General features: G+C 48.0%; 32 protein-coding genes. 25 read left to right on the top strand and 7 right to left on the bottom strand.

Going from position 1 to position 25,294, the window contains the following annotated elements:
• Window positions 1–195 precede the first annotated feature (195 nt).
• Window positions 196–1,503, top strand: coding sequence for an MFS transporter (locus BOP93_RS07435; protein WP_104502108.1), 1,308 nt, complete (start codon window positions 196–198; stop codon window positions 1,501–1,503).
• Window positions 1,500–2,258, top strand: coding sequence for a substrate-binding domain-containing protein (locus BOP93_RS07430; RefSeq protein WP_104502107.1), 759 nt, complete (start codon window positions 1,500–1,502; stop codon window positions 2,256–2,258). The genes BOP93_RS07435 and BOP93_RS07430 overlap by 4 nt, the downstream gene beginning before the upstream one ends.
• Here the strand turns inward: BOP93_RS07430 and BOP93_RS07425 are convergent.
• Window positions 2,250–3,152, bottom strand: a complete 903-nt coding sequence (locus BOP93_RS07425; protein ID WP_104505247.1) for a LysR family transcriptional regulator — start codon at window positions 3,150–3,152, stop codon at window positions 2,250–2,252. The two genes, BOP93_RS07430 and BOP93_RS07425, sit on opposite strands and share 9 nt — an antisense overlap.
• A gap of 210 nt (window positions 3,153–3,362) precedes the next feature.
• On the opposite strand from BOP93_RS07425, the gene BOP93_RS07420 reads away from it, so the two are divergent.
• From BOP93_RS07420 to BOP93_RS27380, 17 genes are all read left to right on the top strand, one after another.
• Window positions 3,363–3,767, top strand: coding sequence for a ribbon-helix-helix domain-containing protein (locus tag BOP93_RS07420; RefSeq protein ID WP_104502106.1), 405 nt, complete (start codon window positions 3,363–3,365; stop codon window positions 3,765–3,767).
• The gene (locus BOP93_RS07415; protein WP_104502105.1) at window positions 3,764–4,066 is read left to right on the top strand and encodes a type II toxin-antitoxin system RelE/ParE family toxin; all 303 of its coding nucleotides are present in this window, start codon (window positions 3,764–3,766) and stop codon (window positions 4,064–4,066) included. The genes BOP93_RS07420 and BOP93_RS07415 overlap by 4 nt, the downstream gene beginning before the upstream one ends.
• Window positions 4,067–4,216: 150 nt before the next feature.
• A complete protein-coding gene (locus BOP93_RS07410; protein ID WP_065886286.1) occupies window positions 4,217–5,068 on the top strand; it encodes an STAS domain-containing protein in 852 nt (283 codons plus the stop codon).
• A 2-nt stretch (window positions 5,069–5,070) separates the two neighbouring features.
• A complete protein-coding gene (locus BOP93_RS07405; protein WP_017254285.1) occupies window positions 5,071–5,433 on the top strand; it encodes an STAS domain-containing protein in 363 nt (120 codons plus the stop codon).
• Window positions 5,430–5,834, top strand: coding sequence for an anti-sigma regulatory factor (locus tag BOP93_RS07400; protein WP_065886285.1), 405 nt, complete (start codon window positions 5,430–5,432; stop codon window positions 5,832–5,834). The genes BOP93_RS07405 and BOP93_RS07400 overlap by 4 nt, the downstream gene beginning before the upstream one ends.
• On the top strand, window positions 5,825–6,832 hold the full coding sequence (locus tag BOP93_RS07395) for an ATP-binding protein (RefSeq protein ID WP_104502104.1): 1,008 nt from the start codon (window positions 5,825–5,827) through the stop codon (window positions 6,830–6,832). The genes BOP93_RS07400 and BOP93_RS07395 overlap by 10 nt, the downstream gene beginning before the upstream one ends.
• A complete protein-coding gene (locus tag BOP93_RS07390) occupies window positions 6,825–7,688 on the top strand; it encodes a sensor histidine kinase (protein WP_065886284.1) in 864 nt (287 codons plus the stop codon). The genes BOP93_RS07395 and BOP93_RS07390 overlap by 8 nt, the downstream gene beginning before the upstream one ends.
• A complete protein-coding gene (locus tag BOP93_RS07385; RefSeq protein WP_065886283.1) occupies window positions 7,678–9,603 on the top strand; it encodes a response regulator in 1,926 nt (641 codons plus the stop codon). The genes BOP93_RS07390 and BOP93_RS07385 overlap by 11 nt, the downstream gene beginning before the upstream one ends.
• 245 nt (window positions 9,604–9,848) lie before the next feature.
• Complete coding sequence (locus tag BOP93_RS07380; protein ID WP_104502103.1) at window positions 9,849–11,075, top strand: MFS transporter; 1,227 nt, start codon at window positions 9,849–9,851, stop codon at window positions 11,073–11,075.
• A gap of 678 nt (window positions 11,076–11,753) precedes the next feature.
• Window positions 11,754–11,993, top strand: a complete 240-nt coding sequence (locus tag BOP93_RS07370) for a type II toxin-antitoxin system RelB/DinJ family antitoxin (protein ID WP_057723048.1) — start codon at window positions 11,754–11,756, stop codon at window positions 11,991–11,993.
• Entirely contained in the window at window positions 11,983–12,270 is a 288-nt protein-coding gene (locus tag BOP93_RS07365; RefSeq protein WP_104502102.1) for a type II toxin-antitoxin system RelE family toxin, read from the top strand. The genes BOP93_RS07370 and BOP93_RS07365 overlap by 11 nt, the downstream gene beginning before the upstream one ends.
• Window positions 12,271–12,530: 260 nt before the next feature.
• The gene (locus BOP93_RS07360) at window positions 12,531–14,108 is read left to right on the top strand and encodes a DUF6538 domain-containing protein (RefSeq protein ID WP_157943481.1); all 1,578 of its coding nucleotides are present in this window, start codon (window positions 12,531–12,533) and stop codon (window positions 14,106–14,108) included.
• A gap of 353 nt (window positions 14,109–14,461) precedes the next feature.
• Window positions 14,462–15,280 carry a ParA family protein gene (locus tag BOP93_RS07355; protein WP_104502100.1) on the top strand — a complete coding sequence of 273 codons (819 nt, stop codon included), beginning with the start codon at window positions 14,462–14,464 and terminating at the stop codon, window positions 15,278–15,280.
• A gap of 13 nt (window positions 15,281–15,293) precedes the next feature.
• Window positions 15,294–15,707, top strand: a complete 414-nt coding sequence (locus BOP93_RS07350; protein WP_104502099.1) for a hypothetical protein — start codon at window positions 15,294–15,296, stop codon at window positions 15,705–15,707.
• Between the two features lie 209 nt (window positions 15,708–15,916).
• Window positions 15,917–16,219, top strand: coding sequence for a hypothetical protein (locus tag BOP93_RS27385; protein WP_157943480.1), 303 nt, complete (start codon window positions 15,917–15,919; stop codon window positions 16,217–16,219).
• A gap of 201 nt (window positions 16,220–16,420) precedes the next feature.
• Entirely contained in the window at window positions 16,421–17,269 is an 849-nt protein-coding gene (locus BOP93_RS07345) for an N-6 DNA methylase (RefSeq protein ID WP_104502098.1), read from the top strand.
• A 125-nt stretch (window positions 17,270–17,394) separates the two neighbouring features.
• Entirely contained in the window at window positions 17,395–17,940 is a 546-nt protein-coding gene (locus BOP93_RS27380) for a hypothetical protein (RefSeq protein WP_157943479.1), read from the top strand.
• Between the two features lie 256 nt (window positions 17,941–18,196).
• On the opposite strand, the gene BOP93_RS07340 is transcribed toward BOP93_RS27380, so the two are convergent.
• Together BOP93_RS07340 and BOP93_RS27375 are read right to left on the bottom strand one after the other, a co-directional pair.
• Window positions 18,197–19,453: a Y-family DNA polymerase gene (locus BOP93_RS07340; RefSeq protein ID WP_104502097.1), complete on the bottom strand. Its 1,257-nt coding sequence runs from the start codon at window positions 19,451–19,453 to the stop codon at window positions 18,197–18,199.
• Complete coding sequence (locus BOP93_RS27375) at window positions 19,453–19,884, bottom strand: LexA family protein (RefSeq protein ID WP_157943478.1); 432 nt, start codon at window positions 19,882–19,884, stop codon at window positions 19,453–19,455. The genes BOP93_RS07340 and BOP93_RS27375 overlap by 1 nt, the downstream gene beginning before the upstream one ends.
• A 195-nt stretch (window positions 19,885–20,079) precedes the next feature.
• Here BOP93_RS27375 and BOP93_RS27370 point away from each other — a divergent pair, with 195 nt between their 5' ends.
• Together BOP93_RS27370 and BOP93_RS27365 are read left to right on the top strand one after the other, a co-directional pair.
• Window positions 20,080–20,433, top strand: a complete 354-nt coding sequence (locus BOP93_RS27370) for a hypothetical protein (RefSeq protein WP_157943477.1) — start codon at window positions 20,080–20,082, stop codon at window positions 20,431–20,433.
• Window positions 20,434–20,528: 95 nt separating this feature from the next.
• On the top strand, window positions 20,529–20,864 hold the full coding sequence (locus BOP93_RS27365) for a hypothetical protein (protein ID WP_157943476.1): 336 nt from the start codon (window positions 20,529–20,531) through the stop codon (window positions 20,862–20,864).
• A 136-nt stretch (window positions 20,865–21,000) separates the two neighbouring features.
• Here the strand turns inward: BOP93_RS27365 and BOP93_RS27360 are convergent, their stop codons facing one another.
• The gene (locus BOP93_RS27360; protein WP_157943475.1) at window positions 21,001–21,222 is read right to left on the bottom strand and encodes a hypothetical protein; all 222 of its coding nucleotides are present in this window, start codon (window positions 21,220–21,222) and stop codon (window positions 21,001–21,003) included.
• Between the two features lie 405 nt (window positions 21,223–21,627).
• On the opposite strand from BOP93_RS27360, the gene BOP93_RS07335 reads away from it, so the two are divergent.
• The 4 genes from BOP93_RS07335 (at window position 21,628) to BOP93_RS07325 (ending at window position 23,853) form a co-directional block, all read left to right on the top strand.
• Complete coding sequence (locus BOP93_RS07335; protein ID WP_157943474.1) at window positions 21,628–22,143, top strand: hypothetical protein; 516 nt, start codon at window positions 21,628–21,630, stop codon at window positions 22,141–22,143.
• Window positions 22,144–22,687: 544 nt separating this feature from the next.
• Window positions 22,688–22,939 carry a hypothetical protein gene (locus BOP93_RS27355; RefSeq protein ID WP_157943473.1) on the top strand — a complete coding sequence of 84 codons (252 nt, stop codon included), beginning with the start codon at window positions 22,688–22,690 and terminating at the stop codon, window positions 22,937–22,939.
• Window positions 22,940–23,043: 104 nt separating this feature from the next.
• On the top strand, window positions 23,044–23,295 hold the full coding sequence (locus tag BOP93_RS07330) for a hypothetical protein (RefSeq protein WP_104502095.1): 252 nt from the start codon (window positions 23,044–23,046) through the stop codon (window positions 23,293–23,295).
• Window positions 23,296–23,340: 45 nt separating this feature from the next.
• Entirely contained in the window at window positions 23,341–23,853 is a 513-nt protein-coding gene (locus BOP93_RS07325; RefSeq protein WP_104502094.1) for a hypothetical protein, read from the top strand.
• A 48-nt stretch (window positions 23,854–23,901) separates the two neighbouring features.
• Here the strand turns inward: BOP93_RS07325 and BOP93_RS07320 are convergent, their stop codons facing one another.
• From BOP93_RS07320 to BOP93_RS07310, 3 genes are all read right to left on the bottom strand, one after another.
• Window positions 23,902–24,390, bottom strand: coding sequence for a hypothetical protein (locus tag BOP93_RS07320; RefSeq protein WP_104502093.1), 489 nt, complete (start codon window positions 24,388–24,390; stop codon window positions 23,902–23,904).
• Window positions 24,391–24,476: 86 nt separating this feature from the next.
• A complete protein-coding gene (locus BOP93_RS07315) occupies window positions 24,477–24,713 on the bottom strand; it encodes a hypothetical protein (RefSeq protein WP_104502092.1) in 237 nt (78 codons plus the stop codon).
• The gene (locus BOP93_RS07310) at window positions 24,710–25,204 is read right to left on the bottom strand and encodes a hypothetical protein (RefSeq protein ID WP_104502091.1); all 495 of its coding nucleotides are present in this window, start codon (window positions 25,202–25,204) and stop codon (window positions 24,710–24,712) included. Before BOP93_RS07310 ends, BOP93_RS07315 begins: the two co-directional genes overlap by 4 nt.
• Window positions 25,205–25,294: the final 90 nt, after the last annotated feature.

Below are 25,294 nucleotides of genomic sequence, written 5' to 3'. Positions count from 1 at the left end.
GTCGGTCGATGCATCGGTTTCTATGGGGGGTCGTATCGCAGAACAGGACCAACCCTCCAGACGATCCGTTGAATTGATAGCCCACGCGCATCAATCTATCCAAATTTGTCACTTATCATTTCTAAATGTGTCAGCCACTATCCCCAGTCTTAAGCGAAACAAGCACTTTAAAAAGAACGCTGGAGACACAAAACCATGACTAGCCCTTCCCGGCCTACGGCTGCCCCTTCGAAAGTAGGCGCCGTACTGCGCGTTACTTCGGGCAACTTCCTCGAACAGTTCGATTTTTTCCTGTTCGGGTTCTATGCCACCTACATCGCCGCCGCCTTTTTCCCCGCCGCCAATGAATTCGCATCGTTAATGATGACCTTTGCCGTGTTCGGTGCTGGCTTCCTGATGCGACCGCTGGGCGCGATCATTCTGGGTGCCTATATCGATGACGTGGGTCGTCGCAAAGGCTTGATCGTGACGCTGTCGATCATGGCCAGCGGCACATTGTTGATCGTGCTGGTGCCCGGTTATCACACCATTGGCCTGTGGGCACCGTTGCTGGTGCTGCTGGGTCGCCTGTTGCAGGGCTTCTCGGCAGGCGCTGAACTGGGGGGTGTGTCGGTGTACCTGTCCGAGATGGCCACCCCGGGCCGCAAGGGCTTCTACACCAGCTGGCAGTCGGGCAGCCAGCAAATCTCCATCGTGGTGGCCGCGGCACTGGGCTATGGCTTGAACGTGTGGATGGAGCCGGCGGTCGTTGCAGACTGGGGCTGGCGCATCCCGTTCGCCGTGGGTTGCGTAATCATCCCGTTTATCTTCGTGCTGCGCCGTAACCTGCAGGAAACCGAAGAGTTCGCCAAGCGCAAGCACCGCCCGACCATGCGTGAAGTGATGGCCACCCTGGTGAAAAACTGGACCGTGGTCATCGGCGGTATGCTGATGGTGGCCATGACCACCACCGCGTTCTACCTGATTACCGTGTACGCACCGACCTTCGGCAAAACCGTGCTGCAATTGAGCACCTCCGACGCGCTGCTGGTGACGTTGCTGGTGGCGGTGTCGAACTTTGTCTGGCTACCGATCGGCGGCACTCTGAGCGACCGCTTTGGCCGCAAACCGGTGCTGATAGCCATGACCGTGCTGACCGTTCTCACGGCTTATCCCGCGTTGTCCTACGTGGTCAACGCGCCAAGCTTTGCACACATGCTGGAAACCCTGCTGTGGTTCTCCTTCCTCTACGGTATGTACAACGGCGCAATGATCCCGGCGCTGACTGAAATCATGCCGGTGGAAGTGCGCGTGGCGGGCTTCTCCCTGGCCTACAGCCTGGCAACCGCCGTCTTCGGCGGCTTCACTCCCGCCATCTCGACCTGGTTCATTCACATCACCGAAGACAAGGCTTCGCCCGCCTACTGGATGATGTTCGCTGCACTGTGCGCCCTGTGTTCCACCCTGGCGCTGTATCGCCGCGCCAACACCCGTGGCCAGGTCATGCAGGGGGCCGTGCAATGAAGCCGCTGTTCAAAACCCTCACCGCCTTGGTCCTTGGCGCTCTGGCGCTGTCAGCCCAGGCTGAAGAACTCAAAGTGATGACCTCCGGCGGCTTTACTGCCGCCTATAAACTGCTCGGTCCGCAATACGCCAAGCAAAGCGGTGATACCCTCGACACCATCCTCGGCCCCTCCATGGGCAAGGCGCCGGAAGCGATTCCCAACCGCCTGGCCCGTGGCGAACATGCCGATGTGGTGATCATGGTCGGCTACGCCCTGGATGAGCTGATCAAACAAGGCAAGGTCGACCCCGCGTCCCGCGTGGAGCTGGCGGATTCGCGGATTGGGTTGGTGGTGAAGGAAGGCGCGGCAAAACCATCAATCAATACTGACGCCGAACTCAAAGCCGTGCTGAGCAAAGCTAAATCCGTGGCGTATTCGGACAGCGCCAGCGGCGTATACGTCGAGAAGGAGCTGTTCAAGAAACTCGGCATGCCGGCCAAGGGCACCATGATCGAACGCGTACCGGTGGGCGAACAGGTGGCCAAGGGCGACTACGAAGTCGGCTTGCAGCAGGTGGCGGAATTGTTGCCGGTCAAGGGCGTGACGTTCGTCGGCAAGATCCCGGAAGACGTGCAGTCCGTTACGCGTTTCGCGGCGGGTATCCCGGTCAACGCCGAACACCCGGAAGAGGCCAAGGCATTGCTGCAGTTCATGGCATCACCCGAGGCACAACCGGTGGTGCGATCCACCGGCCTGGACTCGGTGTCACGCTGACCGAAACGGCATCTCCCGCACCAACCGCTCCAACTCCAGCGCCGCCGGCGGCAATGTCCGCCCGCGGCGCTTGATCAAGCCCACATTGCGCATCACCTGCGGTTCCACCAGCGGCACACTCACCAGAATCGGGTGCTCACACGCCGGCATTGCAATCGACGGCACCATCGCCACGCCCAGCCCCGCCTCCACCAGCCCGATCATCGTGGTCACGTGGTGGGTCTCGCAGATACTCGGCTTTTTCACCCGCACACCGCGCAGGGCCTGGTCCAGCAGAAAGCGGTTGCCCGAGGTTTTGTCCACGCTGATGTAATCGTGCTCGTAGGCTTCGGTCCACGTCACGCTCTCGCGTGCGGCCAACGGGTGGTCACGACGACAGGCCAGCACATAGCGCTCCTGCAGCAATAGCTCGAACTCCACTTCATCGGCCAGGCTGCCGCTGAAACTCACGCCAAAATCCGCCTCGCCACTTTCCACCGCACTGCACACCTCACCGGCACTGGCATCCAGCACCCGCAGGCGAATTTTCGGATACAGCTTGTGGAATTCGGAGATGACGTGAGGCATGAAGTAATACGCCGTGGACGGCACACAGGCGATGGTGACATTTCCCATGCGCGTGGACGCGACGTTGCTGATGCCCATCAGGGCGATGTCCAGGTCGTCGAGCATGCGTTCGACCTGAGGCAGGAATGCACGGCCGACCATGGTCAGGCTGACTCGCCGCGTGGTGCGTTCGAACAGCTTTACATCCAGGGCCGACTCGAGCTTTTCGATGCGCCGGCTGAGCGCGGGTTGCGAGATTCGGATGGCCTCGGCGGCACCGCGAAAACTGCCCTTGTCTACCACGGCGCGGAAGGCTTGGAGGTCATTGAGGTCGAAGTTGATGATCACGGAAGGCAAGCCAGGATGGACGATGTGGCGGGCATTATCGTATGGGAGCGGGCAGGACGCCATGCGGACCGGGTCGGGTCTGCGGACATATTCCAGTTACACATATGAAGTTATACATATCAGCAGGTTATCGGCTGCCTACGGCCACGCAATTGCCGAAACGGGTCAATACTTGCTGCCTGATCTACACAACGGGAGCGGTAACACCTCATGCAAACCTATCACTTTTGGGCAGACGACGAGTCGCCGGACATCGGCATTGATCTGCTGCTCCTTGCATCGCGCCAATGGTTCAGTAGGATTGAATCCTACTCAACCTCGGCGGACCTCCAGATGCGCTCGACCCAGCAAATGAGCATTACACTGCCAATTGAAATGGCCACCTTGGTCAAAGCCAAAGTCGCCTCCGGCGAATATGCCACCGAAAGTGAAGTGATTCGCGACGGCCTGCGGGCCTTGCTGGCGCGCGACCGTGCCATGGAAGACTGGCTGCGCGACGAGGTGGTGCCTGCGGCTGCTGCCCTTGAGGCAGAGCCTGAGCGGGCCTTGTCCACCGAGCAGGTTCGCGAACACATGGCGGCTAGACGCCAGCGAAAAAACCCAGGTAAACCGTGAGCTACTCGGTGGTTTTCGCACCGCAAGCCCTGGCTCATCTCGATGCTCTTGAAGACTTCATCAGCGATGCAGCCTCTGCGGCAGTGGCTGCACGCTTTGTCGACAGACCCATCAGCCTCTGCGAAAGCTTTTCTCTGTTTCCCTTGCGTGGTACGCGCCGAGACGACCTGCTGGCTGACTTGCGCATCACGCATTACCGACACAGCACCGTCATTGCCTTTACGGTAAACACCGCGAACAAAACAGTGTTGATCCTCGGCGTGTTTTATGGAGGGCAACGCTATGCAGAGTTGCTTTAGCTTCGGCAGGGTTGATGTCCACGGGTCCAATGCGTTCGGAATAGGCGAAACCTGCGCAACTTCGATACGAAAGCACTCGAAATACTTCTAAATCCTGCGGTTTAGTATAAATTGCGTGCAGCTTATTCAAGGCACTCAAGGAGGTTACCCGTGGCAACTCTGCAAACGAACACAATCCAGGCGCTGCATGAAAACCGTAACGCTCTCCTTGACGAATGGAACACCAGCCTTGAGGCTTCGGGTGCCACGCGTAATGTAAAGGGCGACGATGTCAAACAGCAGACCCGCGAATTCCTCGAACTGCTGAGCGCCGCCTTGCACCAGGGCGGCTCGCAAAATACCAACCATGAAAACTGGGCGCAAACGCGAGTATTCCTGGAGAAGCTGTCCCACAGCCGTGCCCTGGCCGGGCAGGACTCGCAACAGACCGCCAGCTTCATTTTCGCCCTCAAGGGCCCCCTGTTTGCATTGCTGCAACGCGAGTACGCCGAACAACCGGCGCAACTGGGCGAACAACTCTGGGAAATGTCCGAGCTGCTCGATGCACTGGGCATGCACACCATCCGCACCTTCCAGAAATCCCGTGAGTCGGTGATCAAGCGTCAGCAGGAAGAACTGCTGGAACTCTCCACTCCGGTGGTCAAGCTGTGGGATGGCGTACTCGCCCTGCCGATGATCGGCACCCTGGATTCGCAACGCACCCAGGTAGTGATGGAATCGCTGCTGCAGCGGATCGTCGACACCGGCGCGGAGATCGCCATTATCGATATCACCGGCGTGCCAACCGTGGATACCCTGGTGGCCCAGCATCTGTTGAAAACCGTTACCGCCATCCGCTTGATGGGTGCCGATTGCATTATCAGCGGCGTGCGTCCGCAGATCGCCCAGACCATCGTGCACCTGGGCCTGGACCTTCAGGGTGTGGTGACCAAAGCCAATCTCGCCGATGCATTGGCTCTGGCGCTCAAACGCCTGGGTGTCAATATCACCAAGGCTGTTTAAGCATGGAACGCATCCCTATTTTGCAGATGGGCGAGTTTTTGCTCGTGACCATCCAGGTGGACATGCACGACCAACTCGCGCTGACCTTGCAGGACGACCTGTCCGAGCGTATCAGCCGCACCTCGGCGCGCGGCGTGCTTATCGATATCTCGGCGCTGGACATGGTCGACTCCTTCATCGGCCGCATGATCGGCACCATCTCCGGGTTGTCCCGGATCATGGATGCACAAACCGTACTGGTCGGCATGCAGCCTGCGGTCGCCATTACCCTGGTGGAGTTAGGCATGACCCTGCCCGGCGTCGCGACCGCACTCAACGTCGAGCGCGGCATGAAGCTGTTGCGCGACCGGGTAGAACACTCATGAACCAAGCCAGCAGCGGCACACACCCTGTGCTGATAGAACAGGACGTTGTGCTGGCTCGACAATTGGTACGCAGACTGGCCCAGGACTGCGGCATGCGCTTGATCGACCTGACCAAACTGGTCACGGCGGTCAGCGAGTTGGCGCGTAATACCGTGGTCTATGGCGGTGGTGGCTACATGGACTGGGCAGTGCTCGAGAAAGACCACCGCCCCGGCGTACGCCTTACGTTTCGCGACGAAGGGCCGGGCATTCCCGACCTCAAGCTGGCGATGACCGACGGCTGGACCTCCGGCGGCGGCCTGGGCCTTGGGCTCACCGGAGCCAAGCGCCTGGTGGACGAGTTTGAACTGGACACCGAGCCTGGCAAGGGTACCCGCGTGACGATCACCCGATGGGCCTGAATATTCCCAGCGCGCTCACGCACGTGCTGTTGATTGAAGATACCAGCCAGATCGGCCACGCCCGGCGCACGGCCCAGCACTTATCCGAGTCGCTGGGCTTCGATGAGACCGATGCGGGACGCGTGGCGCTGGTCGCCACCGAGCTTGCCAGCAATATCCTCAAACATGCCACGCACGGTGAGTTGCACCTGCGCGCCACCGGCAACGGCGGCGTCGAAATGATCGCCATCGACCGTGGGCAGGGCTTTGATATCGACAGCGGGCTGGTGGACGGTTTTTCCACCGGGGGCACCCAGGGCATCGGGCTGGGGGCAATATCGCGCCTGGCGCAGGTGTTCGATGCCCATGCCGATCAGCGTGGCGCAGCGATACTGGCCAGGCTGACGCCGCGTGCCGCAACGACCCGGGATATTCGCTATGGCGTCAGCCAGCACTCGCTGCATAACGATCCTCACTGCGGTGATGCCTGGCACCTGGCGATCGAGCCTGGGCGGTTCAGCGTAATGATGGCCGACGGGCTCGGCCATGGCGAATACGCCGAGCAGGCAGCCCGAGCGGGAGAGGAGGTGTTTGCACAGAATGCCTTCATGGATTCGACCGTACTGATGAGCGATATGCACATCGGCATGAACGGCACCCGTGGCGCCGCCATGGCGGTAGCCCAGTACGATGCCGTGTCCGAGACGCTCAGGTTTACCGGCATCGGCAATATCGGCGGCAGCCTGATCGGGCCTGGCAAGCCGCGCGGCCTGGCCTCCCACCCGGGTATCATCGGCGTGCAGTTTCGCAAGGCCCAACCCTTCGACTATGCTCAGGTGGCCGATCAGTTGCTGATCCTGTACAGCGACGGCCTGCAATCACGCTGGAATCTTTCGGACTATCCGGGGCTCGTCCACCGCCACCCTGCCCTGATTGCCGCAATCCTGCACCGTGACTTCTGTCGCGGCCGGGATGACGTTACTGTCTTCGTGATTGCCCTGGAGGCCATCGATGGCTGAAACCACCGCCTCGCTCGCCGCTGAAATCCAACGCCTGCGCCAGGAAGCGGATGCCCTGCGCGCGGAGTTGGATGAAACCAACCAGGGCGTGCTGGCACTGTATGCCGAACTGGACATGCAAGCCGACCAACTGCGAGAGGCGTCAGACCTCAAGAGTCGTTTCCTGTCGTACATGAGCCATGAGTTCCGCACGCCCCTGGGCTCGATCCTGAGTATCACCAGCCTGCTTGCCGACGAACTGGACGGCCCGCTGAGCCCGGAGCAACACACCCAGGTCGGGTTTATTGCCAGCTCGGCGCGCGAATTGCGCGAAATGGTCGACGACTTGCTCGACCTGGCCAAGATCGAAGCCGGGCGCATCACTATTTCTCCGGCCTGGTTCGATATGTTCGACATGTTCTCGGCGCTGCGCGGAATGTTTCGCCCGATTGTGGACGCATCATCGGTCGACCTGATCTTCGAGAAACCTTCCGGCCTGCCCAAGCTCTATACCGATGACAAAAAACTCGCGCAAATACTGCGCAATTTCATTTCCAACGCCTTGAAATTCACCCTGCAGGGCGAAGTGCGGGTCTCGGCGCGCATGGAGAGCGAACACGAGATCCGTTTTGCGGTGCAGGACACCGGCCTGGGCATACCCGCCGAGTTGCACAACAACCTGTTCGAAGACTTTTCCCAGATCGACTCGCCGCTGCAGAAACGCCTGCGCGGCACCGGCCTGGGCCTGTCACTGTGCAAGCGTTTTGCCCAGTTGCTGGGCGGCAGGGTCGGTGTTGAAAGCACACCCGGCGTAGGCTCGCTGTTCTTTGTCGTTATCCCTCTCTCCATTGCCAGCGAGAACGTCGATGAAACGTGACATCCAGCTGCTGATCGTCGACGACAATGCCGCCACGCGCTACGCCCTGCGCCGACGCCTCGAGCGCCATCACTACCTGGTGCTTGAAGCCGGCACGGGCCAGGAGGGGCTGGACCTGATCGCCACGGGAAAAATCGATGCGTTGATCCTCGACGTCAACCTGCCGGACATGAGTGGCTTCGACATCGTGCGCCGTTTGCGTACCGACCCGAACACCGCCTTGCTGCCGGTGGTGCACGTGTCGGCGGCGTCCATCGAGACCGGCGACATCATCACCGGCCTGGACGCCGGGGCCGACGCCTACCTGATCCACCCGATCGACCCCGAGGTCCTGCTGGCGACCCTGCGCACCCTTTTGCGCGTACGCGACACCGAATACGCGTTAAGGCAAAGCGAGGCACGTTTTCGAGAAATCTTCTTTAATATCAGCGCGCCGATTGCAGTGCTGGATGCGCAACTGAAGGTTCACGAGTGCAACCACGCGTTCGCCCAATTGATTCACGACAACCTCAACCCCGATGCCCTGCTTGAGTGCTTCGCCGGCGACCAGTATGCAGTGATCCAGGAGCTGTGCCTGCGCCTGGCGGCCGGCGAACGCTGGAAAGGCACGTTGCAGATGAAAGTCGACGGCCAGCTGCGCGAAACCGAATGGCAGATCTCGCCCTATGACCGTGCCGAGCTGAGCCTGGTATTTGTCGAGGACGTGACTGAATACCGCCATCGCGAGCGTCATCAACAGGCCGAACTCGCCAACGCGGCGACCCGTCTGGCACGCACTGAGGCGCAACTGCTCCAGGCCCAGAAAATGGACGCCCTGGGCAAACTCACCGGCGGCATCGCCCACGACTTCAACAACTTGCTCACCGGTATCATCACCAGCCTGGAGTTGATCAAGAAGCGCATTGAAAGCCAGCGCACCGATAAGGTCCTGGGGTATGCCGACGCCGCACTCAGTTCAGCCCTGAGCGCCGCCGGCCTGACCAACCGCCTGCTCGCCTTCGCCCGCCAGCAGCCGTTGGACACGCGGCCCATCGATATCAACGCGCATATCCGCTCCCTGGAAGAGTTGCTGGTGCGCACCATCGGCGAGCACATCACCTTGAAACTGGAGCTGACCAACAACGCTGCCGTGGCGATGGTCGACCCGATCCAGCTGGAAAGTGCAGTGCTGAACCTGGTAATCAACGCCCGCGATGCGTTGCCCAAAGGCGGCAACATCTGGGTGACCACCTACCCTGCCTACTCTAACGGCAACCTCAAGCTGGAAGACGGTCCCTACATTGCGCTGTCGGTACGCGATAACGGCGTGGGCATCGAGCACAGCGTCATCGACAAGGTGTTCGATCCCTTCTTCACCACCAAGCCAGTGGGCCAGGGCACCGGCCTGGGCCTGTCGACCATCTACGGTTTCGCCCGCCAGTCCGGCGGCGATGCGCAGATCCGCAGCGTCACCCGCCAGGGCACTGAAGTGACGATCATGCTGCCGGCCGCAGAAGGTCCTGCCTCGGTAACCACCAGGACGTTGGCAAAACCGGGCAAGAGCAACGGTGAACACATACTCATCGTCGAGGACATGCCTTCGGTGCGCAGCTTTGTCGCCGAAGTACTGGCAGACGCCGGTTACCGCTGCAGCCTGGCAGCCGACGGTGACGAAGCGCTTGCCCGCTTGAAGACTGACCTGACAATCAATCTGCTGCTCACCGATGTCGGCCTGCCCTACATGACCGGCCGCGAACTGGCTGACTTCGCCCGTGGCCTGCGCAACGATTTGCCGATCCTGTTCATGACGGGCTACGCCGAGAATGCAGCCAATCGGCAAAACTTCCTGGGTGAGCGCATGGACCTGATCACCAAGCCGTTTCATATCGATGAACTGCTCGAGAAGATTCGCCAGGGCCTGGAGGCAAAGCCTTAGCGCTGCTGACTGCACCTGAACGGCGCCACTACTTGGTTCAGCGAAACCACCAACTGCACCAGCTCGCGACTGCCAGCTGGCGTTTGCTGTTTTCGCAGCGCCTGCCAGAGCGACGCATCGATTGCACTGATGATTACTATCGAACCGAGCGCCTGCTCAATTACCACAACTGGTTTCTATAATCGGCTCCAAATTCCCTCCCCCTCGCCTGACTTCAGGCGACGCTCACCCCGGAACTGAACGCCATGCCAAATGCCAGCCAGGCCCCTCGCGGCCTTCCCGAACATAATCAACAAAGTGTCAAACAGCAGTGGTTGGCGATTCTTTCGGTCGCCGTGGGCGCGTTCGCCCTGGTAACCAGCGAGTTTCTGCCGGTGGGCGTGCTCAACGACGTTGCCAGCGACCTCGGCATCAGCGCCGGCCACGCGGGCCTGATGGTGACCCTGCCGGGCATCATGGCCGCCCTCGCGGCGCCGCTGCTGTCGGTGATCATCGGCAAGATGGATCGCCGTTATCTGCTGATCGGCCTGACATTGGTCATGATCATCGCCAACCTGGTGGTGTCTTTGGCCAGCGACTTCAGCCTGCTGCTGTTCGGGCGCGTGTTGCTGGGCATCAGCATCGGTGGTTTCTGGGCGACGGCCATCGCCCTCAGCGGCCGCCTGGCCCCCAGGGGAGTGGACGTCGCGAAAGCCACCTCAATCATCATGATGGGCGTGACCCTGGCCACCGTACTGGGCGTGCCGGTCGGTACCTGGCTGAGTGGCCTGATGGGCTGGCGCATGACCTTTCTGGTCACCGCCCTGCTCGGCGTACCGGTACTGCTGGCGCAAGTCTTCCTGTTGCCTCGGCTCTACCCGGAGAAGGCCATCCTGGTGCGTGACTTACCGGCGTTGTTTATCAACCCACGTGCCCGAGTCGGACTGATCGCCGTGTTGCTGATCGGCCTCGCGCACTTCGCCGCCTACACCTATGTCGCGCCGTTCTTCAAGAACAGCGCCGGCTTCGACGGGCCGACGATCGGTTCACTGTTGCTGATGTTTGGCGTGGCCGGTGTGGCAGGTAACATTTTTGCCGGTTTCGCCGCCAATCGCAGCGTGCGTCACACCCTGCTGCTGGTCGCGCTGATGATCGGCACCAGCACCGCCCTGTTCCCCTTCTTCGCTACCGGCATGATCGGCGCCACGATGCTGATCGCACTGTGGGGCTTCGCCTTCGGCGCCTTCCCGGCATGCGCCAGTATCTGGATGTTCGTGGTCGCGCCCAAGGACGTGGAACGTGGCATGCCGCTATTTGTTGCGCTGTTCCAGGTGATCATTGCACTGGGGTCGTTCTTCGGTGGACAGATCGTTGACCACCTGGGCACTTCGGTGTTGCTGAGCCTGGCCACAGCCTTGGTGGGCGTAGGCTTCGTCACCGTGTTGGTGCTGGGGCGTAACATCAGCAATCGCCTGACGGCGCAACCGGCCTGACCAGACCACACACTGAAAAGCCTGCTGAGCATTGATCGTTCCCACGCTCCGCGTGGGAATGCACCCCGTGACGCTCCGCGTCACTATTACGCAGGTGCCGGATTTTGCGCTGAAAGCAGGACGCGGAGCGTCCTGGGCGGCATTCCCAAGCAGAGCGTGGGAACGATCATGTAAAAAGCCTGCTGAGCATTGAGCTCGGCAGGCTTTTTTTGTTTCAGTGTCCCGTCCTGAATAAGGTGTAAGCCTTATGACCTGTCTTCAGGAGGACTCAATGGATACGGGAAAAGACGTAGCCAGCGTGATTACACGCTCGCTTTTAAAGTCGTAAGCGGCTATTTCGGAAAGGCTTGGTAACGAGAATTCCTGCAGTGAAACTTGAGCATCCAGGCCGCTAAGCTAGCCTCAAAAGAGTCGCCGGTTTGGCGACTTGCTTGCCAGGGAGCTTATATGCCAACGAGATATCGCGACGCGGTCACAGGAGAATACGTGACAGAAGGTGAGGCAAAAAAAAGGCCGCGGGAGACGGTCAAGGAAACGGATAAAAAGCCGCCAGCAAAACCGAAGGGTAAAAAGTAGGATCAAAGAATGAGAGCGATTGCCGTATGTCCAGACAGACTTGCCAAAGGAACGCATCTGACTCAATGTAATGACAAACGTCATTACACGAGGACCTTTCCCATGGCATCTATCAACGTTCGTATTGATGACGACCTGAAAGCGCGCGCCTATCTCGAATTGGAGAAGCTCGGCGTCACGCCCTCCGAGCTGATGCGTCAGGCGCTGCAGTACGTAGCCGAGCGTGGTCAGCTGCCATTCAAGCCCGTGCTGATGACGGAGGAAGATGAAGCCTTGATGGCCACCGTACGTGAACGCTTGGCATCTCCCCAGCGAGTGAAGGTTTCGTTGGATGACTTATAGCCTTGATTTTGATGCATGCGCATTGAAGGAATGGCAAAAATTCGGCGACACCCTGCGCCAGCAGCTCAAGAAGAAGCTGGTGGAGATTCTGAACACCCCCCGCAACGAAGCCAATCGCCTGCATGGACTCCCTGACTGCTACAAGATCAAATTACGCAGTAGCGGCTACAGACTGATCTATCAAGTGATCGATCAGGAAATTACCGTCGTCGTGGTGGCCGTGGATAAGCGGGAGCATGATCAGGCCTATCGCAAGGTGAATGAGCGCTTAAGCTAACCGTGGGTTGATAGCCCAAAAGACGCCCCAAACGGAAAAGCCCCGTAGCTTATGCAGCTACGGGGCTTTTCATGTAATGGCGGAGAGATAGGGAGAAGAAGCCAAACGAGCTACAACCCCTAAAAACCCAGCGTTTACAGGCACCCCAGCCAGCTTTGCTACAGAATTCTGCTACAGAAAATGCTAAACTGTGTACATTATAACAATCTTTGAAAAAAATGACTCAACACAGTGAAAAAACGCATATAGGTAGTGAAGACATGGGCATCGACAATCTGACGCTTCGCAAAGGAACGTATCACGTTCGTGTTTCAGTACCTCCAGAGCTTCGTAAAAGCCTTGGAAAAACCGAGATCACCAGATCCCTAAAGACAGGCTCAAAAACAGAAGCAAATCTAAAAAAGCTTCCGATCCTTGAAGCAATTCGTCTTGAAATTGAAAAACATCGTAAAGCTCATAATCCTGAAAAAATCTATGATTTGTTCGAAACCGCCCACAAATTCAGCAAAGAATCTGAAAAAGAAGAACATTTAACAATTTCTGAAATTATGGCTAATGGCAAAAATGACGAATGGTATTATAAAGGATTCTTTATAAACGACCTTTCAGAAATGCTCATTAAAGGCTTTCAGAATCCACTAATTAATGGAAGTGAAAAGAAACCAAAACGTATTGAGCATGAGCGTGAAGTTACAGAAAAACTGAATGATTGGAAAAATCGTTGGAATGAAACCGCTTCTCAAAAAACAAAGTTGACCATTGGCGATCAAATCGAAGCTTCAAGCGAACTCAACGAAATTTGGAATAATAAATTTATTGAGTCATTGGAGTTTGCAGGCAAGAAATTAACACCAGTAGAAAAATCAAATGTTAAAGAAATCATTGCCGATTCGAAATTCTTCACGCCAAACACTGAATTCAGTGATAGCCGTTTAGAGGACTTCCAAGAATATCAAATAAAGATACGCAAAGTGATTCAAAAAACGGTTGACATGCAAGTCAGTCGCTTAAAGACATTGCGTGAATTCTTTACTGCCAATAAGCTTGAATTGAACCATAAATCAGTACGCACATGGTTAGAAAAAGAACAGGTATTATCCGCCAAAACAAAAAAACAGTATATTCTTGCTGGGAACACTTTTTGGAAATGGGCATTAAACAATGTGCCTGAGTTTGAAGAAAAATATGGTGAATCAAATCCTGCATTTGTTGGGCATGAATTCCCAATGAACAGGAAAGGTAAAGCGCAAGTTGAGAAAGAACGTAAAAAATATAGCGTCAAACAGGTAGAAGAAATATTTGCAAAGTCAAAAGAACTGAACGGCAAAAATCGTCAACACCTAATGGACGTTATACGCATTGGCGCTTATTCAGGAATGCGTATTGAAGAAATTTGTATTTTGGAATTTGACCGTGATTTAATTGAAGAAGAAGGCATTTACAGCTTTTCACTAGATGAAGCTAAAAACCGTTCTTCAATACGCACTATACCAATACACCCTGACCTGTTACCAATCATTGAACGTCTAAAAAACGAAAGCACAGATGGTTATTTAATACCATCACCAGCAGGAAACAAATATGGAATTCGTTCAGACTTTTTAAGCAAGGCATTTGGACGTTTAAAAACCTCTATGGGCTTTAATGAACAATACGTATTCCATAGCTTGCGAGGAACGGTGATTACACAACTACAACGCGCTGGAGTTATCGACACCACCGCAAAATGTATTACAGGGCATGAGATTGGTGATGTGCATAATGACGTGTATTCAGATGGTGCATCAGCACAACAGAAATATGATGCAATAGTGAAATTAAAATACAATTTTGAATAATTTTCAAAAACAGAAAGCCCGCCTAGTGCGGGTTTTTTATTGAATAGAATAAAGCAAAATCAAAGTCAAAAGCGGTTAAAGCCATTTTAGTTAAGAGCAAGAGCAACAGCAACAGCAACAGCCCCTATTGGTAGATTCTACACTCAAATCATTTTTCTCAAAATGTCGCATTCGCGACTGAAAAATGACATGAACATCACAACATTCATTTACCCCAGCGCTACCCGAGCGCTACCCCAGCGCTACCCCACTATTTCAAAACAAAACAACAAATTGATAAACAATTCATCGTTAACTCTTCATTTAATAAAACAAAATGCTACTATTATATTAACAAACAAATAAACTCAGCAATGCAAAAATCTAACAGCAACAAGAAAGCAAAAACCATTCTTCTAACGTCAGTTAAAGGAGGTGTTTCTAAAACAACAACCTCATACAACCTTGCAACAAATTTAGCAAACAAAGGATACTCAGTTCATATTTTAGATTTGGATATTCAACGTTCATGCGCAAAAACATTTGAAAACCGCATCACAACATTTGATTCTGAAACGAAAGAAACTGAGTTAAAGATTGAGCTTGAAGAAACCAATCCAAATTACCTTTCAAACTTCAACATAAAAAGACTTAACCAGAAGTTAGAGGAAATCCAACATTACAAATCTCTAAACCTCTATGTCAGCAGCGTGAACATAGAATCAGATGTAGCCTCTTACGTCAGGTCTATCCAGAGTGAATATGACTTTATTATATGCGATTCAAAATGTGAAGTAACTCAAACAACGACTATCGACATTATGAACATAGCTGACCTTGTGATTTTCCCTTATTTAGATTCTGCCTTAGACCTTGAAACAGTTGGAGAAATTGACCTACTTGTTAAATCCAATATCATCAAAAACAAATACACCAACACGATTTATAGAAGCATATTGATTTGCGATAACACCATTTCAAAGAACGAAGAAGCTGAATTTGTACAGTTCTTTAAATCTTTCTATTCAGAGTCCCAGCCTTTACTTAACCACACCATCAAGAAAAGAAAGGCTTACAAAGAAGCTATCTTTGCTGGGAAAGGTGTATGCGAAGTGAAAACCACACCATCCACTGTGAAAGCTCAAAATGAGTTTTTGGCAGTGGCACAAGAAATCTTAAACCTATTGAAATAAAGGAGACAATAAAATGAGCAAGTTTAATATAATGAATAAAAAAGCTGAATTAGAAATAAACCAAAATCGCCTTTCCAATGAGATTCTTTTAGCAGTCCAAAACGCCACACCTAAAACAGTAGCCGAAAAGAAATCAGAGATACTAAAAAACTATCTCAGTGCAAATGAAGGCACTAACACCAAAGACAATATTGCCAAGGGCAATGATTTTAACTTATTGCTTGAAGGGCTTGATGAATTCAATATGCCATACAAGCAAATACACAAAGAAAAAAACTGGCAGTTTTCCTACCTTGCAAAACTAGGGGCTTTGCTACTTTTGGATATGGAAGGTGAAACTGATAAAGTGACTTTAGAACGAATCAATAATTTGAAGAAAATGGCTTTAAGACCTAAAGACCGAGCAATGCTAGATTTTGATGTTTAACACCAGCCCTTTTGGGCTTTTGTTGTTTCTAACAGGCGCTCTGTGTTGAATACTTTTTTACGAATCCACTCAATACAAGAAACTATTCAACACATCGAGTGTATAGCATGGAAAATAAAAATCTTATTTACTGCGCAAATACTATGGGTTAACGCAGTAAATCAAATAAAAAATGGTAAAATTTTACTATACAGACAAACTCTTTAAGCATGAAAACAAAAACTCTTACAGCCATTGCCCTTTTCATTATCAACATTACATCAGTAGAAGCCAAAGAAAAGATTGAACCTAAACAGGTTCGCACCCCAGCAAGCCTAAGTATTTTCAAAAGTGAGAAAAGAGAAAGCCAAACCTTCACATGCGATTGGTACAACAATGCACAAGAAGGCACATTCTCAGGAAACGTAATCATCACCAGCGATACTAAAAGAACATTTAACGTACCCACAGGACTTGAAGAAGTAGCAAGAACGAACCCGAGCATTAACGACAGCCAATGCGTGGAAATCTAAAGCCCCTGAAAAGGGGTTTTTTAATGCCTTGTAAAAACCATAATAAAATTTAAAGATTTTCTAACCTATTAAGACTTCTATTTTGGGGTAGGACTGGGGTAGGTACAGGGTATTAACAGGGTATTGGTGTACTATAATAATAACCTTGACATTCATTTCAAAATCATTATATTCAGAGCCTCACAACTGAATAGGTGCAAAATGAATGAACAAGTAAAAGAGTTGAAAAAGCAGATTTTTAAAATCACCGCCCATCGAAACGATTCAAACAGAAGCAATGAAACCCTAGCCTTTAGATCATTTATTGCCTATAGCTTCGCCATTCAATTCAGTGAATTTATCAAACGATACAAGCACTATGGAGTTACAGAAGCTGTTCTTGAAGAAAGTATCTTTGTACGCCCTTCCCATTTCGAAATAGACGAGAAGCTTTTTAACTCGTTTGACCTCGACGCTTTGATCCAAGCAACCAACATCTATAGTCAAATTGTTAAAGACTTACCGCCATTCACTGACGTGTTGTCTATGCTTTTGGAAGAAATTCTATTGACTCATAAAAGAGGATCGGAGCTAGGTCAATTTCTTACACCTACTGATATAGCTGATTCATTAACAGAATTATTCAACGAAGAACAGTTATTAAGAACGGAACCCTACAGTATTGGTGATATATGCGTTGGGGCAGGCAGCCTTATACTACCGCCCTTAAAAATGAAAGCTATTAATACGCCTGAAAAGATTGGGCTTATAAAACTAGTGCTTAATGATATTGATCCAATCATGTGTACTGCCGTAGCCCTTCAATTAATCACAAATACCGTTCAGCATAATATTGACTTAAATGGTCTCACAATAACTTGTGCAAATGCTATTACTAAATACAATAAAAAAGACACAATGGTATTTGGCTTTAAAACACCATCAATTGTTTTTGAACGTATTAACGAAATCAAAGAGCACAAGAAAGCAGCAACCCAATATGATCATCTTTCGTCAATGATTCGCAATGTATTAACAACTGAAAGATCAATACACCAAAACAATAATTAAAAATAAATTGCATTTACTGCGCAAATACTATGAGTTAACGCAGTAAATCGAAAATCAAATGGTATAATTAATAGTAAGGAAGGAGATTAACCCTTTCAACAAATAACAATAACGGAGAACAATCCATGAAAAATTCAATCATAACTATTCTAGAACAAGCAAAATTATCCTTAAGAGAAATACACCCTGAAGGCGAGTTTGATAATGCACGCAGATGGTATCCATCTGAAAGATGTGAATGCTGTGATTACATCAGAACCCCAAGCAGAGCGCACCCGTTTAGCTTGATGGTTCATGCAAGAACTTTAGAACACGTTGCTTGCCAGAATGATGCAAACATTGAAGATGTTAAGAGAATTAAGAAGTATTTGAACCAAGTTTCAAAAGGCATATTCTTACAAGCCTTTAACACACTTAATCCAGAACAAAGAAAAGTAGCACTTGCAGAATTCAACGTTAATCTAACCAATGAAAAAACAAACCGCAAATACAAAATCTCTGCAGAAGAAGCTTCTGACTTAATAAAAGACCAGTTTGAAAATATAAACAGCCCATCAGGGCTTTTTTTGTGCCTGTACTATTTTCGTACCCCACTCCTACCACATTCCTACCCCATTCCTACCCCGCCTGTACCCCAGAGCAAAGATCTACATAAATGCTATGATTATTAAAACAACTGCATTCATCATGACAATAGAAAACGATCTAATCGAAGTTACACCAGCAGAATTTGAAGCTCTGAATTTTATATTTTCAATCCCAAAATCTGGTAAAGAAACCATTTATAAAAATCAGCCTTACGCCAAATTGAAGATTCAAAGCATACTCGAATATAATCTATACCAAATAACAGAACATAAAACGCATTGGTTTGTTAATTACAGAATGAAACCAAAGAAAAGATAAAGCCTAATGGGCTTTTTCTTTTTAGCATTTCACGCTTCTCAATTGATTCCAGTCTGTCAAAAAACTATCTGACAAGTAATCACGTTTCATACCCCAACTTGCAATTTGCGGTTCAGTAGCTAACCGCATTGTTCCTCTACCCCAACGAAGATTTATCGAATCCATAATGTTCATCAATTCTTCTGAATTTTTCCGTGGCGCTGGTGCAAACAAATCAGGTTGATAAGATTTACCATCGCAAAATTGCGTGAGTATTATCCCGGCTTTTGCATACCGATAGCCCTTAATAAAGATTCTATCCAAGCCCTCAAGAGCCAAAGAAACGAATTCTCTTGTGTCATTCGTTGGAGTCGTCAGCGCACAGATTGCAGATCTGGAATAGGGTTTGTCATCGAATCGGCTTGTCTGAATGAAAACTTGGAGACATGAACACAGTTGACGTTCGCTACGAAGCTTCACAGCGGCTCTACTGGCGTAAGTCGTTACCGCTTCACGCAATCCCTGCAGTTCAGTAATACGAGTCCCAAACGAACGTGTAGAGGCTATTGATTGCTTTGGTTCTGAATTCTCTTCAAGCCTGTAGCAAGACACACCACCAAGTTCTGTTGCAGTTTTTTCAACATTCACATTGAACATTTTTCTGAGTGATTTTTTATCATAATCACGTAATTGAATGGCTTTCTTGATACCCATTATTTCAAGACGTGCTGAAATCTTTCGACCAATTCCCCAAATTTCAGAAACTGGCAACCATTTCAAAAGCTTTTCAATTTTCTCAGGATCATCAAGAACAACAACACCACCAGTTTTTAGACGCCATTTTTTCGCTGAAAAATTAGCCATCTTGGCAAGAGTCTTGGTTTTTCCAAAACCTACACCAACACCAATACCCGTCTGCCTTAAAACTTCTTTCTGAATTTCTTTTCCTATTTTCTCCAAATCACCAGAGATTCCAGAAAAATCTAACCAACTTTCATCAATTGAATAAACCTCAATTCTTGGAGCAAAACCCGCAAGAATCTTCATCACTCTATTTGAAATTTCCTGATAGAGCGCATAATTTGAAGAAACTACCTTTAGCCCTTGCGTTTCCATCAGGTGTTTAATCTCAAAAAATGGTTGCCCCATTTTTACACCAAGCGCTTTACATTCCAATGATCTTGAAACAACAGCACCATCACTATTAGAAAGCGCTGCAACTGGAACATTTCTCAATTCAGGTTGAAACAATCTTTCACAAGAAACGTAGAAGCAATCACAATCGACAAGACAAAACATTATCTTGAAAGCCTATGAAGATTCCACAAAACAACGCCCCAAAGCTGAATTTCTTCCCAATCACCAACTTCAATTGAAGCGTTTAAAGGATTATGAGAAATCAATAAAGGTGCTTTTCCGGGTCTTTCACGAAATTCTTTCGCCACAAAATCTGCACCAATGCACACAACCACCACATCACAATCAATTGGCTCTAACGCTTTATCCACTATCAACACATCCCGGTCATAAACACCCAGGCCAATCAGAGATTCGCCTGAAGCCCTCAGAAGCCACCGTGAAGGTTCACGTAGTCCCACCAGTTCATCAAGGCTTAAAGGCGGCTCGCTGTACTCCATAGCCGGGGATGGAAACCCACAGGAAACCTTGCCCTGAATGGCTTTTCGTGTGGGATCTGGATCTATTAGGAGCGGACCAAGGACGGTAAGCATGTGCATAACTCGACTACTGTACGTCTATCCAGTATGAGTCATTTCATGATTCTTGTTCAACCAGTCCCGCCGAACGGTTTTAAAAAAATAATTCAATTTACTGCGCAAATACTATGAGTTAACGCAGTAAATGAAAAACAAAATGGTATAATTATTATAAGAAAGGAAATTCATCTTTTCTAAACGAGACAATCAATGCAAAAACAATTCAGAATCGAACAAATAAAACAAACTAAACAAGACAAATGCGAACAAAGATTCTTCACTGAAAATGGCGAGGCTTGGAAAGTCATTAATAAGGTTGAAGGTGTTGCACGAATTACCAACGACGATGTTACTTTAAAGTTCCATTGGACTGGTATAAGCGAAACAGATTTAGATTCACCATCATATAATTTTGAAGTTCACTTTGCAGAATTTTGGGATTGTTTCTCAGCAGACAACAACAGAACAACCCCTGAAATTCAAAGGGTTTATCAAGAAGTAGCAAACCTTTGCCAATGGGACAAACAAGTAAAATCACTTATTAACGATTTAAAATACTTCTAATACAGAAAGCCCTTCAGGGCTTTTTTCTTGTCTGCCTTCCAAGCAATTATTTTATAACGTGATATTATTAAAGTATAAACAACCACACAACAATCATGAATTCAATTTACAGAAAGACACTAAACACACTTAAAACCTATCCAGCAACAGCATTTTTTTCCCTAGGTCTTATTGCTTCATTAGCCGTTTACGAAACAAACATAATGTCAGCCATTTCAGTTTTATTTATTGCATCTGCTTTACTTATTAATTTATTTGAAGAACGATTAAAAAAAAATGGACCTAAAAGATCCTTGATTAAGAATCTTCCTGAACCTGCAATAGTGGCAAGTATGAATGAAGCTTTTAAGATCTCAGGAATTGTTGCAATCAGACAACGACAAGACTTTGAGTCTGCGCTAACAAAACACAACAAGACGCCGGCTAAATAAGCTGGTTTTTTTTGTTATGGTTAAATTCAGGTAAATTAATATGGTAAAATTAAGTTATCAAACAAACATTTATTATCATGCAAAAATCAAAATTCATCACAGCTTCAATAATATTAGCATTATCAACAATCTTTATTTACATGGCTTGCGCTGGAAGCAACATAGCAGTGAAATTTATTTTCGCAGTTGCTAATGGAATTTTTCTAACAGCAATCAAAGGCACGTATCTTCTATCACAATCCCCACTTGCAATAGGTTTATTTTTGTTTGCAGCATTTCTTTTCATAACGCTGGTAGACAACAAAAACGAAAAGGTATGACCGAGCAGAATACAACAGCCGAAAGGCTGTTTTTTCATGCCAAGCAGAAACCTCTAAAGATGATAAAATGAAGGTATCAAATAAACAAAATAACCATGAAGAATAAAATAACAATCCCTGAACCAGTCAAGAAATTCACAAGAAATCTTTTAGCAGCATTATTGTTGGTTTCTTTTTCTTACCTCATAATATTAACTTTGAAGGCGACAGGAACCGAGGCTATTATAAAAACCCTACGAATATTACTAGAGCAATTATCGACTTTAGGCACAATTCAAATGATAATTTTCTCTCTAATAATTTCTTTAGTTTTCATTGCAATTAATTCATTGATTAGAATTCATAAGATTTATTTTCAGCTTCTGTTCAATAGAAATCATACCAAGTGAAGACTCCAGGTCTTCACCACTGGTGAAGCTCTACATTGAACCCAGTGCCAGCAAGTGGCAAAATCCCCATCAGACCGCACCACCGCACGGCACACAGGACGCAGTATCAAGCCCATGGACAACATCAGAAGAATCTTCAACGTTGCTCACAGCGACTTCAAGAAGCTTAGAAAGTCAGTCTTTCAGACCTACACAATTAATGAATTCAAAGAATTGCTCACAACTGAAACAGTTATGGCTGTTGAGATCGGAGCGATTTATTTTGATGTGATGTTTGAAATTTACGACAAAGACAAGAATCTTAAAAATAAGGTTGGCAAGAAAGAGATTCTTGAAAGCTACCTAAAATATCTTTCAGATTTGAGATTTGACGAAGAATTGATTTTCAAATCTTTTTGGAAGATTCTTGATAGAAATCCTTATGATTTTGAGATTGATTATTTTCTAAAACCAGAAATCTCAAAAACTAATTGGGTAGTAGAAAACCGAAAAGCTACGATTCGTTTTGAAACCGATCTGAAAAACCTCATGAAACGGTTGGAGTACAAAGCATCTGTCTGTAGTGCGTAGTAGCTTCCTACCCCACTCCTACCCTATGCGTACCACAACGAGGGTAACGCCGTAGTACGGTCATACCCACACCACAGCAACCACCAGATCGATCACCTGCAGGCTTACCAAGCCTTGGCATGTCTTCCTATGATTGAGCCTTCTATATAGAAGAAGACTCAACCCACACACAGATCCGATCCAGTACCCACAACACAGGCAACCGATACCCCAGCCGGGGTAGCGTCCTACCCTCATGGAGTAGGAACAGGGTAAGCACGTACTACCGCCCTACCCCACTCCTACCCCGTACCTACCCACCCATCTATATAGGTACTGGTCTGCCGTGCGCAAAAATCAAAAATACAAAAAATCACAATTTTATTTCAGGAGAAAATCTTCACGTTTGTTTTTTCATTTTTAACTCATTTTAAAATCACTAAAAAAAATAATAAAATAGTTCGATTTATTTTATATTCTACTATTGACAATCTTTTTTCAATCATTATAATTCGACTTAAGAAAAACAAACAAAGGGGATTATCCTTTAAAAAAGAGAAAGAAAATGACAGAAAATGAAAAGATTAGATTTTTAATGAAGGCTGAAAAGAAATTTTTGAAAGAAATATTTACAACAAGTAAAGCAGAAGCCTTTCAGCTATACAGCCCACTGCTTACCAGAATGCGTGAACAACAAGAAACGAATTCACCATTTTTTGAAAATCGTCATCACTATGAAATCAGCAGCATCGAATCCGTATTTATGGAAACCCTTGATCGGCTTCCACATCGTTTTGAACGGCTTAATTTTTCGTAAAATATTGAGCAAAACCTAAGTGTTAACGCACTAAACTACAATTTATTAAGAACCATAAAAAGTAACACCTAACTGGCGAAAGCCTCCAACAACGAGAACGGGAAATGTCTAAAAGATTAAACAAAAAGAAAGTAAAAATTATTACTAATATAGTATACGCATTCAATAATTTCAAAGATGTGATGCATAGGACTTACGGGGTTGTTCCGCAAGAAGGCATAGAATGGCTCACATCCATTAACGCAAAAGATTTGACCGATAAGATTCTAGCAATAACTTATGCCACCTCGATTGAAGAAATAGAAGAACTTAAAATATATGATAATTTCATATTTTGGAAATGCAATTGGCAATAACAGAAATAACTAACGGCTAAAGCCCACAAACAACGAGAACAGGAAATGAAACCAACATCATATTTGTATCATAAAGAAACCTTGACAAGCTTCATTCAAGAAGAAGCTTTATCGTTCCTATACTTAGATCTGACAAGTGAACAAGTCTCGCAATGTTTATCAGTTTTAGATCAAACCATTAAGTTCTTTAACCACGAAAATGAATCCATTATTTTCAATACGATGTACTACTCTGATGACAGAAAGAGCATTGTGAACATTAGTGTGCCGCCTATCAACGCTATGCACTACTACTTACTATCGCAACGTGCAGATGATTTAATTGAGCTACCGGCTACATGTAGTGATCCCGATGTTGAAGAAGTGTATAGCGAATATCTGAACTACCAGATCGCTTATAATGAACTTCATTCAAAGTACCGTAAGCAGTTCATAGAGGCTTGGAAAGCAAACCACAATGCTCTTTACAGTTACAACGAGAAAAATGTAATACGAGGTTTTCTGAAGGTTCTAAATCGAAAGCCCACTCCAAATGAATTGAAAGATTTCACCAAGTAAAGAACAAAAAAGCCCGGTTGGGCTTTTGTTTTTTCCACTCAGATAAAATCAGGTTGGAGTATTCAAAAGAAATTTACCGACCTTTCTATCTACAATTTCTTTCCTATCAGTATCAGCCTCTATATCAAGTCTGTATTGAAGCAAGCCCTCAAGAAAAGAAAATATGAACTGATCAAGATTCACAAAGACGAAGTCTTCACCTGAAGTCAAAACAGGCTTCTCCATCTTTCTATAAAATATAATCCTATCGGCATTCCTTTCTTTCCAACGGTCTGATTCAGCCGTACCCATATGCAACAATGAGTTTCTACCTTCCCAAAGATCGTTAGAAGTACACCCTAGATCTCTATTCCGTAGCATGTACTTATCAACCCATGCTTTGAAATCAGAAGGCGAATTCTTGCCATCTACAGACAGCCAGCACATGTGATCGATGTAAATAAATGCCAGTGATGCAGACTGAACCCACATGCCGTTTACGTGAAGCAGTTCAACAGCGCCTAGGCATTGAAAAACATATTTGTCGAAGCGTTCCATACCTTGATCCTGATTGAGTCCTGTACGCGATTATAGAAGCTTTCAACACCACACACCATCAAACCGTAAAAAAACCGCCTTGGCGGTCATCTTATTTGAAGCTCTTGCTTTTCAATTTTCAAATGCTGTTGGGCTTGAAGAACTCTATAATCACGTTTGTTCTGGATCTGTTCTTTGATGTGTCTATCATTCGACCAAGAGGAATAAAAGAACATGATTAATATAAAGGCACCTAACATAAGCAGACCATACTTCTTCACAAACGCCACCGCCTTCAGGATTTTTGCAAACCATTCGCGTGGTTCTCTTTTATCAGAATTCATTTTGCCACCTTCGAAGTTTTATCAAAGTGCGGCTTCAATTGTTCTTTAACAATGCTCAACTCAGCTTTGTAATTTGCAGTGTGAGTGAAAATAGAAACTGAAACTACTTGTAGAATTGTAGCCACCGCAAAAGTAACGAACACTGATTTTATGTTTACGTCTTTCTTTGTAATGAGACACTTCATTATCTTGTAAGCAAAGACAACGAAAGCTATCAGAGCAATCAAAATACTTAAACCGTTCAAACCAAATAAGAACCAGTTGAACGTTTGCATTGCTTTAAAATTGGCACAGGCTTCGGGAACAAGTTGTGTAAATGTACACACATTGCCCATGGTTATGAAATCGTAAGGCTCGAAGTTTGTTCTTGTGAAAAATATTAAAGCAATGAATGCAGCAACCCAAGCGCTTTTAGGTATTTTCTTAACAAAGGAAAGAATCTTTGTTAGCTTACTGATTTTTTCTGTAGAGGTTTTTTTAAGGTTAATCATTTTATAAATGTTTGTTTGTTAATATAATAGTAGCATATGCCTTACACAAAACAATTGATTAAGCAATAATAAAAACAAAAAAGAGCCAGA

This window comes from Pseudomonas orientalis (genome assembly GCF_002934065.1).
Lineage (GTDB): Bacteria > Pseudomonadota > Gammaproteobacteria > Pseudomonadales > Pseudomonadaceae > Aquipseudomonas > Aquipseudomonas orientalis_A.
The sequence above is the reverse complement of the archived record's forward strand: the minus strand, read 5'-3'. Positions and strand labels throughout refer to the sequence as shown.

What these genes read in the sequence shown, in the direction of transcription:
- BOP93_RS07435 (WP_104502108.1), top strand. Translation starts at nt 196, where the DNA reads ATGACTAGCCCTTCCCGGCCTACGGCTGCCCCTTCGAAAGTAGGCGCC.
- BOP93_RS07430 (WP_104502107.1), top strand. Translation starts at nt 1,500, where the DNA reads ATGAAGCCGCTGTTCAAAACCCTCACCGCCTTGGTCCTTGGCGCTCTG.
- BOP93_RS07420 (WP_104502106.1), top strand. Translation starts at nt 3,363, where the DNA reads ATGCAAACCTATCACTTTTGGGCAGACGACGAGTCGCCGGACATCGGC.
- BOP93_RS07405 (WP_017254285.1), top strand. Translation starts at nt 5,071, where the DNA reads ATGGAACGCATCCCTATTTTGCAGATGGGCGAGTTTTTGCTCGTGACC.
- BOP93_RS07400 (WP_065886285.1), top strand. Translation starts at nt 5,430, where the DNA reads ATGAACCAAGCCAGCAGCGGCACACACCCTGTGCTGATAGAACAGGAC.
- BOP93_RS07395 (WP_104502104.1), top strand. Translation starts at nt 5,825, where the DNA reads ATGGGCCTGAATATTCCCAGCGCGCTCACGCACGTGCTGTTGATTGAA.
- BOP93_RS07390 (WP_065886284.1), top strand. Translation starts at nt 6,825, where the DNA reads ATGGCTGAAACCACCGCCTCGCTCGCCGCTGAAATCCAACGCCTGCGC.
- BOP93_RS07385 (WP_065886283.1), top strand. Translation starts at nt 7,678, where the DNA reads ATGAAACGTGACATCCAGCTGCTGATCGTCGACGACAATGCCGCCACG.
- BOP93_RS07380 (WP_104502103.1), top strand. Translation starts at nt 9,849, where the DNA reads ATGCCAAATGCCAGCCAGGCCCCTCGCGGCCTTCCCGAACATAATCAA.
- BOP93_RS07370 (WP_057723048.1), top strand. Translation starts at nt 11,754, where the DNA reads ATGGCATCTATCAACGTTCGTATTGATGACGACCTGAAAGCGCGCGCC.
- BOP93_RS07365 (WP_104502102.1), top strand. Translation starts at nt 11,983, where the DNA reads ATGACTTATAGCCTTGATTTTGATGCATGCGCATTGAAGGAATGGCAA.
- BOP93_RS07360 (WP_157943481.1), top strand. Translation starts at nt 12,531, where the DNA reads ATGGGCATCGACAATCTGACGCTTCGCAAAGGAACGTATCACGTTCGT.
- BOP93_RS07355 (WP_104502100.1), top strand. Translation starts at nt 14,462, where the DNA reads ATGCAAAAATCTAACAGCAACAAGAAAGCAAAAACCATTCTTCTAACG.
- BOP93_RS07350 (WP_104502099.1), top strand. Translation starts at nt 15,294, where the DNA reads ATGAGCAAGTTTAATATAATGAATAAAAAAGCTGAATTAGAAATAAAC.
- BOP93_RS27385 (WP_157943480.1), top strand. Translation starts at nt 15,917, where the DNA reads ATGAAAACAAAAACTCTTACAGCCATTGCCCTTTTCATTATCAACATT.
- BOP93_RS07345 (WP_104502098.1), top strand. Translation starts at nt 16,421, where the DNA reads ATGAATGAACAAGTAAAAGAGTTGAAAAAGCAGATTTTTAAAATCACC.
- BOP93_RS27380 (WP_157943479.1), top strand. Translation starts at nt 17,395, where the DNA reads ATGAAAAATTCAATCATAACTATTCTAGAACAAGCAAAATTATCCTTA.
- BOP93_RS07340 (WP_104502097.1), bottom strand. Translation starts at nt 19,453, where the DNA reads ATGTTTTGTCTTGTCGATTGTGATTGCTTCTACGTTTCTTGTGAAAGA.
- BOP93_RS27375 (WP_157943478.1), bottom strand. Translation starts at nt 19,884, where the DNA reads ATGCTTACCGTCCTTGGTCCGCTCCTAATAGATCCAGATCCCACACGA.
- BOP93_RS27370 (WP_157943477.1), top strand. Translation starts at nt 20,080, where the DNA reads ATGCAAAAACAATTCAGAATCGAACAAATAAAACAAACTAAACAAGAC.
- BOP93_RS27365 (WP_157943476.1), top strand. Translation starts at nt 20,529, where the DNA reads ATGAATTCAATTTACAGAAAGACACTAAACACACTTAAAACCTATCCA.
- BOP93_RS27360 (WP_157943475.1), bottom strand. Translation starts at nt 21,222, where the DNA reads ATGAAAAAACAGCCTTTCGGCTGTTGTATTCTGCTCGGTCATACCTTT.
- BOP93_RS27355 (WP_157943473.1), top strand. Translation starts at nt 22,688, where the DNA reads ATGACAGAAAATGAAAAGATTAGATTTTTAATGAAGGCTGAAAAGAAA.
- BOP93_RS07330 (WP_104502095.1), top strand. Translation starts at nt 23,044, where the DNA reads ATGTCTAAAAGATTAAACAAAAAGAAAGTAAAAATTATTACTAATATA.
- BOP93_RS07325 (WP_104502094.1), top strand. Translation starts at nt 23,341, where the DNA reads ATGAAACCAACATCATATTTGTATCATAAAGAAACCTTGACAAGCTTC.
- BOP93_RS07320 (WP_104502093.1), bottom strand. Translation starts at nt 24,390, where the DNA reads ATGGAACGCTTCGACAAATATGTTTTTCAATGCCTAGGCGCTGTTGAA.
- BOP93_RS07315 (WP_104502092.1), bottom strand. Translation starts at nt 24,713, where the DNA reads ATGAATTCTGATAAAAGAGAACCACGCGAATGGTTTGCAAAAATCCTG.
- BOP93_RS07310 (WP_104502091.1), bottom strand. Translation starts at nt 25,204, where the DNA reads ATGATTAACCTTAAAAAAACCTCTACAGAAAAAATCAGTAAGCTAACA.